The 15,926-nt window shown below is 55.5% G+C and carries 14 protein-coding genes and 3 tRNA genes; 7 read left to right on the forward strand and 10 right to left on the reverse strand.

All coding sequences use genetic code 11. The features are described from left to right. Window positions 1–2: 2 nt before the first annotated feature. Window positions 3–1,334, reverse strand: a complete 1,332-nt coding sequence (gene argA, locus M8014_RS06245; protein WP_271281668.1) for an amino-acid N-acetyltransferase — start codon at window positions 1,332–1,334, stop codon at window positions 3–5. Between the two features lie 229 nt (window positions 1,335–1,563). Here argA and amiC point away from each other — a divergent pair, with 229 nt between their 5' ends. Further along, window positions 1,564–2,817, forward strand: a complete 1,254-nt coding sequence (gene amiC / locus M8014_RS06250) for an N-acetylmuramoyl-L-alanine amidase AmiC (protein WP_271281669.1) — start codon at window positions 1,564–1,566, stop codon at window positions 2,815–2,817. Window positions 2,818–2,904: 87 nt separating this feature from the next. Here amiC and M8014_RS06255 read toward each other — a convergent pair. The 3 genes from M8014_RS06255 to M8014_RS06265 form a co-directional block, all read right to left on the reverse strand. After that, window positions 2,905–2,981: transfer RNA gene (locus M8014_RS06255), tRNA-Met, on the reverse strand. 51 nt (window positions 2,982–3,032) lie between these two features. Beyond that, window positions 3,033–3,109, reverse strand: a tRNA-Met gene (locus M8014_RS06260). 44 nt (window positions 3,110–3,153) lie between these two features. Continuing rightward, window positions 3,154–3,230, reverse strand: a tRNA-Met gene (locus M8014_RS06265). A 207-nt stretch (window positions 3,231–3,437) separates the two neighbouring features. On the opposite strand from M8014_RS06265, the gene mltA reads away from it, so the two are divergent. Next, on the forward strand, window positions 3,438–4,535 hold the full coding sequence (gene mltA / locus M8014_RS06270; RefSeq protein WP_271281670.1) for a murein transglycosylase A: 1,098 nt from the start codon (window positions 3,438–3,440) through the stop codon (window positions 4,533–4,535). Window positions 4,536–4,627: 92 nt separating this feature from the next. Continuing rightward, window positions 4,628–5,434, forward strand: coding sequence for a tRNA cyclic N6-threonylcarbamoyladenosine(37) synthase TcdA (tcdA, locus tag M8014_RS06275; RefSeq protein ID WP_271281671.1), 807 nt, complete (start codon window positions 4,628–4,630; stop codon window positions 5,432–5,434). On the opposite strand, the gene csdE is transcribed toward tcdA, so the two are convergent. Both csdE and csdA read right to left on the reverse strand, forming a co-directional pair. After that, entirely contained in the window at window positions 5,425–5,865 is a 441-nt protein-coding gene (csdE, locus tag M8014_RS06280; protein WP_271281672.1) for a cysteine desulfurase sulfur acceptor subunit CsdE, read from the reverse strand. The genes tcdA and csdE overlap by 10 nt on opposite strands. Continuing rightward, complete coding sequence (csdA, locus tag M8014_RS06285) at window positions 5,862–7,070, reverse strand: cysteine desulfurase CsdA (RefSeq protein WP_271281673.1); 1,209 nt, start codon at window positions 7,068–7,070, stop codon at window positions 5,862–5,864. Before csdA ends, csdE begins: the two co-directional genes overlap by 4 nt. A 191-nt stretch (window positions 7,071–7,261) precedes the next feature. On the opposite strand from csdA, the gene M8014_RS06290 reads away from it, so the two are divergent. The 4 genes from M8014_RS06290 to rlmM all read left to right on the forward strand — a co-directional run bounded on the left by M8014_RS06290 (window position 7,262) and on the right by rlmM (window position 10,287). Then, on the forward strand, window positions 7,262–7,489 hold the full coding sequence (locus M8014_RS06290) for a YgdI/YgdR family lipoprotein (protein ID WP_271281674.1): 228 nt from the start codon (window positions 7,262–7,264) through the stop codon (window positions 7,487–7,489). Window positions 7,490–7,838: 349 nt separating this feature from the next. Then, on the forward strand, window positions 7,839–8,753 hold the full coding sequence (gene gcvA / locus M8014_RS06295) for a glycine cleavage system transcriptional regulator GcvA (protein ID WP_271281675.1): 915 nt from the start codon (window positions 7,839–7,841) through the stop codon (window positions 8,751–8,753). Window positions 8,754–8,798: 45 nt separating this feature from the next. Continuing rightward, window positions 8,799–9,194 (forward strand): DUF423 domain-containing protein, encoded by a 396-nt coding sequence (locus M8014_RS06300; RefSeq protein ID WP_039029918.1) that lies wholly within the window; start codon window positions 8,799–8,801, stop codon window positions 9,192–9,194. Then, window positions 9,187–10,287, forward strand: a complete 1,101-nt coding sequence (gene rlmM, locus M8014_RS06305; RefSeq protein WP_271281676.1) for a 23S rRNA (cytidine(2498)-2'-O)-methyltransferase RlmM — start codon at window positions 9,187–9,189, stop codon at window positions 10,285–10,287. Before M8014_RS06300 ends, rlmM begins: the two co-directional genes overlap by 8 nt. Before the next feature lie 72 nt (window positions 10,288–10,359). Here rlmM and xni read toward each other — a convergent pair whose 3' ends face one another. From xni to ppnN, 4 genes are all read right to left on the reverse strand, one after another. After that, window positions 10,360–11,115 carry a flap endonuclease Xni gene (gene xni / locus M8014_RS06310; protein WP_271281677.1) on the reverse strand — a complete coding sequence of 252 codons (756 nt, stop codon included), beginning with the start codon at window positions 11,113–11,115 and terminating at the stop codon, window positions 10,360–10,362. A gap of 111 nt (window positions 11,116–11,226) precedes the next feature. Next, a complete protein-coding gene (locus M8014_RS06315) occupies window positions 11,227–12,594 on the reverse strand; it encodes an L-serine ammonia-lyase (RefSeq protein ID WP_271281678.1) in 1,368 nt (455 codons plus the stop codon). Between the two features lie 63 nt (window positions 12,595–12,657). Then, the gene (locus M8014_RS06320; protein ID WP_271281679.1) at window positions 12,658–13,947 is read right to left on the reverse strand and encodes an HAAAP family serine/threonine permease; all 1,290 of its coding nucleotides are present in this window, start codon (window positions 13,945–13,947) and stop codon (window positions 12,658–12,660) included. A gap of 555 nt (window positions 13,948–14,502) precedes the next feature. Beyond that, on the reverse strand, window positions 14,503–15,867 hold the full coding sequence (gene ppnN, locus M8014_RS06325; RefSeq protein WP_271281680.1) for a nucleotide 5'-monophosphate nucleosidase PpnN: 1,365 nt from the start codon (window positions 15,865–15,867) through the stop codon (window positions 14,503–14,505). Window positions 15,868–15,926: the final 59 nt, after the last annotated feature.

Here is a 15,926-nt window from a genome sequence, read left to right on the forward strand (position 1 = left end):
AGTTAGCTTAAATCCGCCATCAGCACCTTTGAGCGGCGCTGATAGTTGTACATCTCTTTTTTGGATTCCGGCAGGGAATCGATATCCACCGGCGAGAAACCGCGTTCCTGGAACCAGTGGATGCTGCGGGTGGTGAGCACAAACAGCTTGCTCAGGCCCTGCTGGCGCGCCTGAACGGCGATCCGCTCCAGTAGCACCTCGCCGCGCGATGAGCTGCGGTAGTCCGGATGTACGGCCACGCAGGCCATTTCACCAATCTTCTCTTCCGGGAAGGGGTACAGCGCTGCACAGGCGATGGTGAGATTGTCGCGCTGAATGATCGTGAACTTGTCGATCTCCATCTCCAGCTGCTCGCGCGAGCGACGTACCAGGATCCCCTGCTGCTCCAGCGGGCGAATAAGCTCGAGGATCCCGCCGATGTCATTGATGGTGGCACGACGGATCTGCTCGGCGCTCTCCATCACAATCTGGGTACCGATACCGTCGCGGGAGAACAGCTCCTGCAGCAGGGCGCCATCTTCCTGGTAGCTGATCAAATGGCTGCGGCGCACGCCACTGCGGCAGGCTTTGACCGCACCGCGCAGGAAACGCACCGTGCCGGAGTAGTAATCCCCTTGTTCTTCCAGCGCTTCTACCCGCGCCTGGGCTTCGTTAGGGAACAGCTCAGAGACGATATTCCCCAGCTCGTTGATTACCCCCTGCGAGGAGCAGAAGCCGATCATTTTCTCAGCCTTCAGCTTGATAGCCAGCTGGGTGGCAATCTCTTCCGACGTGAGGTTAAAGCTTTCGCCGGTGACAGAGACCGCGACCGGGCCAGTCAGCACAATCGCACCACCGTCCAGCTGGCGGTGGATGGCTTCTTCATCAATACGACGAATACGCCCGCTGTGGCAGTAATCTACACCGTCGTCGACGCCAAGCGGCTGCGCAATAATAAAATTGCCGCTGACCACGTTGATGTGCGCCCCCTGCAGCGGGGTGTTATTCAGGCTCATTGACAGCCGCGCAGTAATATCCAGCTGCAGCAGACCGGCAGCCTGCTTAACCAGCTCCAGCGTTTTGGCATCGGTGACGCGGGTGTGTTTATGGTAAAGGGGTTCGTGTTGATGAACGGACAGATTGGCTTCAATCTGCGGACGGGCGCCATACACCACCACAAGGCGAATACCCAGGCTGTGCAGCAGGCCGATATCATTAACTATGCTGGAGAAGTTTTCATGCTCAATGGCTTCGCCACCCAGCATGATGACAAACGTTTTTCCCCGATGGGTATTGATATAGGGAACAGAATGGCGAAAACCCTGGACCAGTTCGATTCGACGTTCCTTCACCACGGCACAACCCCTTTAATGAATGTTTATTCGTAATTTTTGTATTTTTATTCGAATATCGCCTTGCGCGCAAGCCAAACTTTTTGCCGTAACAAAGAAAATCAGACCAAACCGTAGGTTAACGTATGATTGTTTACCCTTTTCTGGGTGACAGCTTATGCATCATTCGTTAAAGTTTTCGGTCAATTTGGACGTAATGAGAATTTATTCGATATCTTTGCTCGGGAGAAGCATGTCGGGATCCAGTAAAGCATTAAGTCGTCGCCGCCTGTTACAAGGGGCCGGGGCCATGTGGTTACTTAGCGTAAGTCAGGTGGGGCTTGCTGCCGTCAGTCAGGTGGTAGCGGTACGCGTCTGGCCATCGTCGACCTATACCCGCGTCACGGTCGAGTCAAACCGGATCCTGAACTATAAGCAGTTCGCGCTGAGCAATCCTGAGCGCGTGGTGGTGGATATCGAAGGCGTAAACCTGAACTCGGTCCTGAAAGGCATGAGCGCGCAGATCCGTGGTGACGATCCTTACATCAAGTCAGCGCGCGTCGGGCAGTTTGATCCGAATACCGTGCGGATGGTGTTTGAACTGAAGCAGAACGTGAAGCCGCAGCTGTTCGCTCTTGCGCCGGTAGCCGGTTTTAAAGAGCGTCTGGTGATGGATCTCTATCCGGCGAACGCGACGGATATTCAGGATCCGCTTCTGGCCTTGCTCGAAGATTACAACAAAGGCGATCTCGAAAAGCAGGTTCCGCCTGCACAAAGCGGTCCGAAGCCGGGGAAAGCCGGACGCGATCGCCCGATTGTGATCATGCTCGATCCTGGTCACGGCGGGGAAGACTCCGGTGCGGTGGGCAAATACCATACGCGTGAAAAAGACGTGGTGCTGCAGATCGGCCGCCGCCTGAAGGCGTTGATCGACAGAGAAAGCAACATGCGCGCCTATATGACGCGCAACGAAGACGTCTTTATTCCGCTGAAGGTGCGCGTTGCCAAAGCGCAAAAGCAGCGCGCGGATCTGTTCGTCTCTATTCATGCGGACGCCTTTACCAGCCGTCAGCCCAGCGGATCGTCGGTGTTTGCGCTGTCGACCAAAGGGGCAACCAGTACGGCTGCAAAACTGCTGGCAGATTCGCAGAACGCCTCTGACCTGATCGGTGGTGTCAGTAAGAGCGGCGATCGCTATGTCGATCACACCCTGTTCGATATGGTGCAGTCCCTGACCATCACCGACAGCCTGAAGTTTGGTAAAGCGGTGCTGGGTAAACTGGGCAGGGTGAATAAACTGCATAAGAACAGCGTTGAGCAGGCGGGGTTTGCGGTGCTGAAAGCGCCGGATATCCCGTCGATTCTGGTCGAAACGGCGTTTATCAGTAACGTGGAAGAGGAGCGTAAGCTCAAAACGGCGGCGTTCCAGCAGGAAGTGGCGGAGTCGATTCTGGCGGGGATAAAGGCATACTTCTCTGACGGGGCGACGTTAGCCAGAAGAGGATAATCAGGATGCCGGGTTAACGCCCGGTAAAATGACAAACTGCAGATACAAAAAAACACCCTTGAGGGTGTTATTTGTTTTTAGAAGTATTGGTTGCGGGGGCCGGATTTGAACCGACGACCTTCGGGTTATGAGCCCGACGAGCTACCAGGCTGCTCCACCCCGCGTCCGTCTTTCTACTCTGTAGAAACTTACTTCTTCACTTCTTCAAATTTGATTGGTTGCGGGGGCCGGATTTGAACCGACGACCTTCGGGTTATGAGCCCGACGAGCTACCAGGCTGCTCCACCCCGCGTCCGTCTTTCTACTCTGTAGAAAAATACTTCATCAAATTTTAATTGGTTGCGGGGGCCAGATTTGAACTGACGACCTTCGGGTTATGAGCCCGACGAGCTACCAGGCTGCTCCACCCCGCGTCCGTGGATGCGCACTATACTCGGATGACTTTTTGTTGCAACCCTTTTTGGTAATATTCATCAAATTAAGCTTTGTTTGAACAATTTGGCAACAATCAGAGCGTTTATTGCGCAAAATTTAGCTAAGGGGATGTAATCGCATTTCAATACCCCTGCCGGTTTGTTATCTTCATTTCGCAGAAACGGGCAACTTAAAGACGAGAGACAATGAAAGGACGTTGGGCGAAGTATCTGATGACGGGCGCACTGGTAGCAATGCTTGCAGCCTGTTCCTCCAAACCGACCGATCGCGGTCAGCAATATAAAGATGGGAAATTCACCCAGCCTTTCTCTTTAGTGAATCAGCCTGACGCCGTGGGCGCGCCAATCAATGGCGGCGACTATGCGGAACAGGTGAGTCAGATCCGCAGCGCCTCACCACGGCTGTATGGTTCGCAGAACGCTATCTATAATGCTGTGCAGGATTGGCTGCGTGCCGGGGGCGACACCCGCACCATGCGCCAGTACGGTCTCGATGCGTGGCAGATGGAAGGCACCGATAACTACGGTAATGTCCAGTTCACCGGCTACTACACTCCGGTGGTGCAGGCGCGCCATACCGCACAGGGTGAGTTCAAGTATCCCATCTACCGCATGCCGCCAAAACGCGGTCGTCTGCCGTCCCGTGCCGAGATTTACTCCGGTGCGCTGAATGAGACTTACATCCTCGCCTACAGCAACTCGCTGATGGATAACTTCATTATGGATGTGCAGGGCAGCGGCTATATTGATTTTGGCGACGGCAGCCCGCTTAACTTCTTTAGCTACTCCGGTAAGAACGGCCACGCCTATCGCAGCATCGGCAAGGTGCTGATCGACCGTGGCGAAGTGAAGCGAGAAGACATGTCGATGCAGGCGATCCGCGAGTGGGGCGAAAAGCACAGCGAATATGAAGTGCGCGAGCTGCTGGAGCAAAACCCGTCCTTCGTCTTCTTTAAGCCGCAAAATTTTGCCCCGGTGAAGGGCGCGAGTGCCGTACCGCTGATTGGCCGAGCGTCGGTAGCCTCTGACAAGACCGTGATCCCGCCGGGCACCACCCTGCTGGCAGAAGTGCCTACGCTGGATCACAACGGTAAATTCTCCGGCCAGTACGAGCTGCGCCTGATGGTGGCGCTGGACGTCGGCGGCGCAATCAAAGGCCAGCACTTTGACATCTATCAGGGGATTGGCCCGGATGCAGGCCACCGCGCGGGTTGGTATAACCACTACGGACGCGTCTGGGTGCTGAAAACCGCGCCGGGGGCAGGCAGCGTTTTTAGCGGCTGAGTATGATAATATTTCGGCACTGTTTTCCTCCCTCTTATTAACAGAGGGCTGGGGTGAGAGGAAACTCTCACCCTTTTTACATCTGAGGTCTTATGTCTGTGGTAATGAGCGAAGCCTGGCGCCAGCGTTTTGGTGGCACCGCGCGTTTATATGGTGAAAAAGCCCTGCAGCTGTTTGCCGGGGCGCACGTTTGCGTGGTCGGGATCGGCGGCGTGGGCTCATGGGCGGCGGAAGCGCTGGCACGTACCGGGATCGGCGCCATTACGTTAATCGACATGGACGACGTCTGCGTCACCAACACTAACCGTCAAATTCATGCCCTGCGTGACAGCGTCGGGCTGGCCAAGTCTGAGGTGATGGCGGAACGCATCCGTCAGATCAACCCGGAATGCCGGGTGACGGTAATCGACGATTTTGTCACCGCCGAGAACGTGGCGCAGTATTTGGGCGCAGGCTACAGCTATGTGATCGACGCCATCGACAGCGTGCGGCCTAAAGCGGCACTGATCGCCTGGTGTCGTCGCAACAAAGTTCCGCTGGTGACCACCGGTGGTGCGGGTGGACAGATTGATCCGACGCAGATCCAGGTGGCCGATCTGGCGAAGACGATTCAGGATCCGCTGGCGGCCAAACTGCGCGAGCGGCTGAAGAGCGACTTTGGGGTGGTGAAAAACAGCAAAGGCAAGCTGGGCGTGGACTGCGTCTTCTCAACCGAAGCGCTGGTTTATCCGCAGGCGGACGGCTCGGTGTGCGCCATGAAGAGCACGGCTGAAGGGCCAAAGCGGATGGACTGTGCCTCCGGTTTTGGCGCGGCCACCATGGTGACCGCGACGTTTGGCTTTATTGCGGTATCTCACGCCCTGAAAAAGATGATGGCGAAGGCCGAGCGTCAGGCCTGACGCGCCGCCTCCAGCACTGCCTCACTCAGCGCAGCCAGCCCCTGGCTGCGCGAGGCGCTCAGCTGACCGCGTAATCCCAGTTCATCAAACAGCGCCAGCGGGCTTTCGGCCAGCAGCTGCGCCGCCGTTTTCCCCTCGACAGCCGTCAGCAGAACCGCCAGTAACCCGCGAACAATCCGTCCTTCACTGTCACCGAAGAAGTGCAGCTTATCCCCTACAGGCGTGACGCCAAGCCAGACGCGGTTTTCGCAGCCGGGGATCTCTTTTGCCTGCGCTTTCAGTTCATCGGAAAGGGCAGGCAGCTGTTTGCCCAGCAGGATCAGCTGGCGATATTTGTCTTCCCACTGATTCAGCGGGGCGAAGGTGTGTTTTAACGTCTCTTCAGTGATGACGGTGCCGAACGGATGTCCGGCCAGAGTTGGGCTTGTCATTCATCCACCAGTAGGGCAAGGGCGCGATCGACGGCGGCAACCAGCGCATCGACATCGCTTTGGGTGTTATAAGGAGCAAACGAGACGCGCAGCGTCCCGTTGACGCCGAGTGCCGCCAGCAGCGGCTGAGCACAGTGCTGACCGGCGCGCAGGGCAATGCCGTACTCCGCCAGCAGGGTCACCATGTCGCTGTGATGGACACCCGCAAAATCGAACGCCAGCAGGCTCGAATCCTGCACGCGAAAAGAGCGAAAACCGGGGCGTTTTTGCAGGGCGTCTTCGGCAAGCGTCGTTAGCCCGCGGCTCCAGCTCTCAGCCTGCTGCAGATCGATATCCGCCAGCCACTCCAGCGCCGCGCTCAGGCCAATCACCCCGGCGACGTTCGGCGTGCCTGCTTCCAGGCGATAGGGCACGTCCTGGGTTTTAAACCCGTCGAAGCTCACTTCAGCGATCATCTTGCCGCCGCCGAGCCACGGCGTCATCTGTTCCAGCAGTTCCGCTTTCCCGTACAGGGCCCCGATACCGGTCGGACCGTACAGCTTATGCCCGGAGAACGCATAGAAGTCGATATCCAGCTGCTGCACGTCCGCCGGGAAGTGCACCACCCCTTGCGCGCCGTCCACCATCACCACCATGGCATGGGCGTGGGCGATGCTAATGGCGCGGGCAAGATCCGGGCAGCCGCCGGTGACGTTGGACATCTGCCCCAGTGCGAGGATACGGCTGCGCGGGGTGATCAATTCGGGCAGGCGGGCGACATCGGCAAGGCGGTCTGCGCCCAGGGGGAGCTTCACTACCCGGGCACCGGTCTGTTTGGCCACCATCAGCCACGGCACCAGGTTCGCGTGGTGTTCCGCCTCGCTGACGATAATCTCGTCGCCCGGCTGCAGGCGCGGGCGGGCATAGCACTGAGCTACCATATTGATGGCTTCGGTGGTGCCCCGCGTCCAGACAATGTTCTTGCCGCTTTTGGCATTAAGCAGGCTGGCGACCTGATCGCGCGCCGCTTCGTAGCGCGCGGTTAAGCGTTGCGCCTCGGCAAACTGACTGCGATGAACATTGCCTGCGCTTAGGCTGTAAAACTGGTGCGTCGCGTCAATGACCGCCTGCGGCTTGAGTGCCGTTGCGGCGCTATCAAGATAGACACCGGCATCGGCCAGCGCCGGAAACTGCGCGCGAAAATGGGCAGGGCTGAATGCGTTCATGGAATTCCTCTTTATCGTCATTAGATCGTCGCGCAAATTGAGCAGCAGGGCAAGGAGGTTGATCTCTATCGGAATTGTCTGTTTGTGCAAGCGGTACGGAGGAAGCAGGTTATGCTGAAATAGAGTCAGGAGAATGTCTTAGCCTGTTTTAAACATGGTTCATATAGCATTAATTGCTGAAGGAGAAGAACATGAAAAAGTCTATCGCTATTGTTTCTGCTTGTATGTTTACCTTTGCTCTGAGCGCTTGTTCAAGCTCTAACTACGTCATGCATACCAACGACGGTCGTGCCATTGTTGCAGACGGCAAGCCGCAAACCGACAATGAAACCGGGATGATCTCGTATAAAGATGCGAACGGGAATAAACAGCAAATCAACCGTGGTGATGTGAAAGAGATGGTTGAACTGGAACACTAATGGAATAGCAGCCAAAAAAAAGCACCGCAATTGGGCGGTGCTACATTAATCACTATGGACAGACAGGGTAAATGTACAGGAAGTGAAAAATTGGTAGCGTTGCTACCGAGGTCTGAATCGCAGACCAATTGCAAACACAACAACACAACATCACAACCGTAAGCCAAAAGCTCATCAGAACACGCATTCCAATAAAAGCTTTTCGTTCCGGCTCAGGAAGTGCCGCCACTATAGGTATTTGCTGGTAGTTCCTCAACGGACAAATTATAATGGCTCAGATAAAAAAAACTAATAGGTTAAACGTTGTTTCCTGTTTGTTAAAAGCCGTTAACATCTAAGCCAGATAACCATGTCAAAGCGATTACCACCACTGAATGCATTACGTGTATTTGATGCTGCTGCGCGTCATTTAAGCTTCACGCGCGCGGCTGATGAGCTTTTTGTGACTCAGGCCGCAGTCAGCCATCAAATCAAGTCTCTCGAGGATTTCCTGGGCCTCAAGCTGTTCCGCCGCCGCAATCGTTCCCTCCTTTTGACGGAAGAGGGGCAGAGCTATTTCCAGGATATCAAAGAGATCTTTTCCCAGCTAACCGACGCGACCCGCAAGCTTCAGGCGCGGAGCGCAAAAGGCGCGCTGACGGTCAGTTTATTGCCCAGTTTTGCCATCCAGTGGCTGGTGCCAAGACTCTCAAGCTTTAACTCAGCTTATCCGGGGATCGACGTTCGAATCCAGGCCGTCGACCGTCAGGAAGACAAACTGGCAGACGACGTCGACGTGGCCATTTTCTATGGTCGTGGCAACTGGCCTGGCCTGCGTGTCGAAAAATTGTACGCAGAATATTTGCTGCCGGTCTGTTCACCACTACTGTTAACGGGTGAGAAGGCGTTAAAAACGCCGGCCGATCTGGCGCAGCATACGCTGTTGCACGATGCTTCTCGTCGTGACTGGCAAACCTATACCCGCCAGCTGGGTCTGAATCATATCAACGTGCAGCAGGGGCCGATCTTTAGCCATAGTGCGATGGTGCTGCAGGCGGCTATCCACGGTCAGGGCGTTGCGCTGGCGAATAACGTGATGTCGCAGTCCGAAATAGAAGCAGGGCGCCTGGTGTGTCCTTTTAATGATGTTCTGGTCAGTAAGAATGCGTTTTATCTGGTTTGTCATGACAGTCAGGCAGAACTGGGTAAAATAGCCGCGTTTCGCCAGTGGATCCTGGCCAGGGCGGCAAACGAGCAGGAAAAATTTCGCTTTCGCTACGAGTAATACTCTCTTTTGCGTGCAGGACGCGCACTACTTTAGGACAGACACATGACCAGCCGTTTTATGCTGATTTTTGCCGCAGTCAGTGGCTTTATTTTTGTTGCGCTGGGGGCTTTTGGCGCACATGTCTTACGAAAATCGTTGGGCGTTGTGGAGATGGGGTGGATCCACACCGGCCTGGAATATCAGGCGTTTCATACGCTGGCCATCTTCGGACTGGCCGTGGCGATGCAGCGTCGCATCAGTATCTGGTTTTACTGGAGCAGCGTATTTATGGCGCTGGGTACCGTGCTGTTCAGCGGTAGCCTGTACTGCCTTGCGCTGTCACATTTACGCCTGTGGGCGTTTGTTACCCCGGTCGGCGGCGTCAGCTTCCTGGTCGGGTGGGTATTAATGTTAATCGGTTCTTTCCGTCTTAAACGCAAGGGCGTTGTTCATGAATAAAGTTGTCTTATATTGTCGCCCGGGTTTTGAAAAAGAGTGTGCCGCGGAAATCACGGATAAAGCCACGCAGCGCGAGGTGTTTGGTTTTGCCCGCGTCAAAGAGAATGCCGGCTATGTCGTTTTCGAATGCTATCAGGTAGAGGACGCGGACAAACTGGTTCGCGAATTGCCGTTTAGCTCGCTGATTTTTGCTCGTCAGATGTTTGTTGCGGGTGAACTGTTGAAGGATCTTCCGCCGGAAGATCGCATCACGCCGATTGTTGGTATGTTGCAGGGTGTGGTGGAGAAAGGTGGCGATCTGCGCGTTGAAGTTGCCGATACCAACGAAAGCAAAGAGCTGATGAAGTTCTGCCGCAAGTTCACCGTGCCGCTGCGTGCCGCACTGCGTGACGTCGGTGTTCTCACCAATTACGAAACGCCAAAGCGCCCGGTCGTGCATGTGTTCTTTATTGCGCCTGGCTGTTGCTACACCGGCTACTCGTACACCAACAACAACTCGCCGTTTTATATGGGGATCCCGCGTCTGAAGTTCCCTTCTGATGCGCCGAGCCGCTCCACCCTTAAGCTGGAGGAGGCGTTCCACATCTTTATTCCTGCCGACGAGTGGGATGAGCGCCTGGCAAACGGGATGCATGCGGTGGATCTGGGCGCCTGTCCTGGCGGCTGGACCTATCAGCTGGTGAAACGCAACATGTGGGTCTCTTCCGTTGATAACGGCCCTATTGCGCAAAGCCTGATGGATACCGGGCAGGTGACCTGGCTGCGTGAGGATGGTTTCCGCTACCGTCCAACGCGCAACAACATCGCCTGGATGGTGTGCGACATGGTAGAAAAACCCGCGAAAGTGGCGGCACTGATGGCCTCCTGGCTGGTCAATGGCTGGTGTCGCGAGACCATTTTTAACCTCAAGCTGCCAATGAAAAAACGCTATGAGGAAGTCTCTCAGAACCTGGCTTACATTCAGGAGCAGATGGATGAACACGGTATTAACGTGGTCATTCAGGCGCGCCAGCTCTATCACGACCGCGAAGAGGTGACCGTGCATGTTCGCCGCTGGTGGGCTGCCACAGGCGGACGTCGCGACGAGAGATAGTGTTAACCCTCTTCTTTGACGAAGAGGGATGTATCTCCCGGGCCCGGGAAGCGTAGCGCCACCGGGCCAAAATTACCGCGCTAAACGCAACTGCTGTAAATTCCCGTCGAGCTGTAAATCAGTCTGTAGTCGTGCCACGTCGCGGCAGATAAAGGCCATCTCTTTGTGCGCCTCCAGTTTTTTGCGCCACTTCTCTGGCACTTCATCCAGTCGCGCGTAAATCCCCTCCAGATCCTGAAAATCCGTCAGTAGCTGCGCGGCGCTTTTCGGGCCAATGCCCGCTACGCCCGGTACTTTTGAGCTGCTGATCCCCGCCAGACCCCAGTAGTCCGGCAGCTGCTGGGGTGATACACCAAATTCGGCGGCGATAAAGGGAGCATCCAGCCAGCGCTTCTGGAAATAATCGCGGATGCGGATGGTCGGTGAGAGCAGCTGACAGTAGCCCTTGTCGGTGGAGACGATTGTGGCCTGATGCCCGGCACCGGCGATTTTTACCGCCAGCGTGGCGGCGAGGTCGTCGGCTTCGTTGCCCTGTGCGCCCCAGCAGGGCACGCCGCGCTGCTCAAAGGCCGCGCGGATGACCGGCATTTCGGCATGCAGATCGTCCGGCATCGGCGCGCGTCCGGCCTTGTAGTCCGCTAAACGCTGATGGCGCCAGCCGGTATTACGCGCCTCGTCATCGAACACCGCCACCACGTGGGTGGGCTGACTGTGGCGAATAAGCTGTTCCAGCGCGTTCAGGCAAGTATCTTTGCAGGGGGTGCCCTGTACCGCGTGGATACGGCGAATTAAGTTCAGCGCGTCGACAATAAGTAGATGAACAGCCACAGATAATCCCTCTTAAATCCAGTGGATGAAGGGTAACACCGTCGGCGGAATGAAACTACGAGAGGCGGGAAGAACGAGAAGGAGCCTCGCAAAACGAAGCTCCTGTTGGACTTAATCGCAGGTGACCACTTTCATCGCCAGACCGCCGCGAGAGGTTTCGCGGTATTTGGCGTTCATGTCTTTCCCGGTTTCGTACATGGTTTCGATGACTTTATCGAGGCAGACGCGCGGCTCGCTGGTACGGCGCAGGGCCATACGTGCAGCATTGACTGCCTTCACTGAAGCAATCGCGTTACGTTCGATGCACGGTACCTGTACCTGACCCGCGACCGGATCGCAGGTCAGACCGAGGTTATGCTCCATGCCAATTTCTGCGGCAATGCAGACCTGCATCGGGCTACCGCCCAGCAGCTCAGCAAGGCCAGCCGCCGCCATGGAACACGCCACGCCCACTTCACCCTGGCAACCGACTTCTGCACCTGAAATAGAGGCATTCATCTTGTACAGCGAGCCGATGGCGCTGGTAACCAGCATGTAGCGTGCCAGTGAGTTGGCGTTGACTTCGCGAATGAACTTGTCGTAATAGGCCAGCACCGCTGGAACGATACCGCAGGCGCCGTTTGTTGGCGCGGTGACCACGCGGCCACCCGCAGCGTTCTCTTCGTTGACGGCCAGCGCGAACATGTTGATCCAGTCCACGACCGCCATGGGATCGCTGGTGGTTTTGTCGCTGCTGACCAGCATCCGGCGCAGCGCTGCCGCACGACGCGGGACGCGCAGTTTGCCCGGCAGAACGCCCTCGGTGGTGATACCGCGTTCAATACCGCCGCGCATCACATCCCAGACGTTAGCAAAGTGCTGTTCCAGCGCTTCTTTGCTGTGCAGCGCCAGTTCGTTTTTCATCATCAGGCCGGAGAGCGACAGGCCGCTTTCCTGGCAATGGCGCTGGAGGTCTGCCGCCGATTTATACGGGTACGGCACCGCCACAGGCGCGCTGTTGCTCTGACCAAAGTGTTCTTCATCGACGATAAACCCACCGCCGATGGAGTAATAAGTCTGGCTGTAAATCGCTTTGTCGCCGGCCAGGGCGGTGATCCGCATCCCGTTTTCGTGCAGCGACAGATTATCAGCATGAAAATTCATGCAGCGATCAACCGGGAATTCAACTTCATGTTCGCCTTTGGCCAGCAGCAGTCGGCCATGGGTATTCACGTCCTGGATAAAATCAGGGATCGCGTCAATATCAACGGTATCCGGCAGGTTGCCCGCCAGCCCCATAATGATGGCGATATCGGTATGGTGGCCTTTGCCGGTGAGCGACAGGGAGCCATAGACATCAACCACCACGCGGGTGGTATCGCGCAAAATGCCGCGTGAAATGAGATCATCCGTGAAGAGTTTACCGGCTTTCATTGGCCCGACGGTATGCGAGCTGGAAGGACCAATGCCGATTTTAAAAATATCGAAAACGCTAATCATGATGCGTCTCTTGCTTTCCGTGTGTAGAGAAGGGTGCGCCGTCCGAAGACGGCGCGAGAGGAATTAAGCGAACAGTGAGAAGAAGATAGCGGAGATGGCAATCAGACCCATAATCACAACGAAGACGTTGCTGATATGGCCGCTGTATTTACGCATCGCGGGTACTTTCTGAATCGCGTACATCGGCATCAGGAACAGGATCATCGCGATAATCGGGCCGCCCAGGGTTTCGATCATGCCGAGGATGCTCGGGTTCATGGTCGCAACTGCCCAGGTGGTCAGCAGCATAAACAGCGCGGTGATTTTGTTCAGTTTGCTGATTTCAATGCTTTTACCTTTACCGCGCAGGGATTTAATCACCATGCCGTTAAAGCCTTCACGTGCGCCCAGGTAGTGGCCGAGGAAGGATTTGGTAATCGCGATAATGGCGATGATCGGTGCCATCCAGGCAATCACCGGTGCATTAAAGTGGTTCGCCAGGTAAGAAAGAATCGAGATGTTCTGGGCTTTAGCTGCTGCCAGGTCCGCCGGGGACAGGCTCAGTACACAGCTGAAGACGAAGAACATAACGGTAATTACCATCATGATGTGAGCGCGTGCCAGGATGCTGGAGCACTTCTTCTCTGCGCCCTGACCGTACTCTTCACGCTTTGCGACCGCGAAGGAGGAGATGATCGGGGAGTGGTTGAAGGAGAACACCATAACCGGGATCGCCAGCCACAGGGTCATCAACAGGCCGTTACCGGTCGCGGATGCGCTGCTGAAGGAGAGGGTATCCAGCGCCGCACCGTTCCACTGTGGGATCAGGTAGCACGCCAGCACCATCAGGGCGATAACAAACGGGAACACCAGCACGCTCATCGCTTTCACGATCATCTGCTCACCGAAGCGCACGATGGTCATCATGCCGACGATCAGGATCAGCGACAGAATGGCGCGCGGTGGTGGGGTCATTCCCAGCTGGTGGGTCATGAAGCTATCCACCGTGTTGGTGATGGCGACGCTGTACACCAATAGAATCGGGTAAATCGCGAAGAAGTAGAGCAGGGTAATCAGTTTACCTGCGCCGATACCGAAATGTTCTTCAACAACTTCGGTGATGTCTTCACCCGGGTTTTTACCGGACAGCACAAAACGGGTCAGACCGCGGTGTGCAAAGTAGGTCATCGGGAAAGCGATAATCGCCATGATAATCAGCGGAATCAATCCGCCAACGCCCGCGTTAATAGGCAGGAAAAGAACACCAGCGCCGATTGCTGTACCGTACAGGCCAAGCATCCACATGGTATCTGATTTACGCCATCCGCTTCGGGATTCAATCGAAGCAACGGTGCTGGTTTGGGTGGTTTCCATTGTGTCTCCAGGAAGTAGCTAAATGTCAGGTTTCAAGTCAAATCCGATGAAAAACGGCCTGACGGTAATATGAAATTCGTTCAGTGACGGTTTTTATATAATTTTTACCCGTCTCTTTTGGCGGGCGGAAAGATACATTTTCGTAATGGATCTATCAGTGATCGTGATCCCAAATGCGATAATCCACTTTTGATGTGGATATATTTAGACCATTTGTCTGCTAAGGAAACGTCATGGCAAATTAATGGTCGCGAAGGCTACCATTAACGACATGCGGTGAGATAGTGCGCCCTTAAAGATAGGTGACTTACGCTGTAAAGATGCTCATTTATAGTGTTTTTTGGCGATATCTGGCGTTCAGAGATGATAAGACACGGTTTCAATTTCAAGGTAATCGTTTGCGTTGTGTTATGAAATAGCAAAAACATAAGTGAAGATTATATTGAATCGCGGGCTATGTGGCTGACAGGAATAAATAAGCCGGGCGGCGAAAAGGCCTTACCCGGCTGTGCAAGAGAGGATTGTTTGCCCGGCTGATGCACCGGGCTTAAAAGACTACGCGCAAATCTCGTAACAAGGGATATAGGCAGAGCCTGGCAGCTTCATACGGTGTTGAGCGACGAAGCCCTGCAGCAGATCGTCCATGCGCCGCATCATCTCGCGGTCGCCATGAATTTTATACGGGCCGAACTCTTCAATGGCCTGGATGCCCACCTCTTTAACGTTACCCGCCACAATGCCGGAGAACGCGCGACGCAGATCGGCGGCGAGCACTTCAACGGGCTGATCGGGATACAGTTTCAGGTTCGCCATGTTCTCGTGCGACGGTTCAAACGGGATTTGCAGATCCGGTGAGATACGGATTGACCAGTTAAAGCTGTAGGCATCCCCGGTGTCGCGGCGGTTCTCTTTCACCTGCGGCATGGCCTTTTTCATCAGACGTGCCACTTCTGCCGGGTCATCGATGATAATGCGATAGTGACGACGTGCGGCTTCGCCCAGGGTGTGGACGATAAACTCATCCATCACGCGGAAGTAGTCGGCGCTCTCTTTCGGGCCGGTCAGGATCAGCGGCAGTACCTGGTCCTTGTTGGCCGGATGCATCAGAATACCCAGCAGATACAGCAGCTCTTCCGCCGTACCCACGCCGCCAGGGAAGATGATAATCCCGTGAGCGATACGCACGAACGCCTCCAGACGCTTCTCGATGTCCGGCATGATGATCAGTTCGTTGACCAGCGGATTAGGCGGCTCAGCGGCTATGATCGACGGCTCGGTCATGCCAATGAAGCGCCCTTCTTTATAGCGCTGCTGAGCGTGGCCAACCGCCGCACCTTTCATTGGCGCTTCCATCGCGCCGGGGCCGCAGCCCGTGCAGATATTCAGCTCGCGCAGGCCCAACTGGGTCCCTACGCGACGGGCGTACAGATATTCGTTTTCGTTAATGGAGTGCCCGCCCCAGCAGACGACGGTGTTCGGTGCTTCCCCTACGTGTAGGGCACGCGCGTTACGCAGAATGGAGAACACCAGGTTGGTGATATGGACTGAGCTGTCCAGATCCAGATGCTGGAAACGCCCGGCATTGCTGATTTGGCCGTTAACAAACAGGATATCGCGCAGCACCGCAAACAGGTTGGCCTGCAGCGCACGGATGATGCGTCCGTCGACAAAGGCATCTTCTGGCGGGTTGATCAGCTCCAGCTTCACGCCACGTTCCCGGCGCAGGACATTAATATCGAAGCTTTCAAAGCGGGACAGCAGCTCTTTGCTGTTGTCGGTCAGGCTGCCGGAGTTCAGAACGGCAAGTGAACAGTTGCGAAACAGTTGATAAAGATCGCTGCTGGCCGTGCTCTTGAGCATGTCCACTTCCAGCTGCGACAACATATCCATTGAGCCAAGCGGGCTAATATGTGTAATCAAGTGAGCTCCTTATGGGACGTTTATCGTCTTTCCCTGTTGATTACAATAGCCCTGGCTTA

This window comes from Silvania hatchlandensis, assembly GCF_025564065.1.
Lineage (GTDB): Bacteria > Pseudomonadota > Gammaproteobacteria > Enterobacterales > Enterobacteriaceae > Enterobacter > Enterobacter hatchlandensis.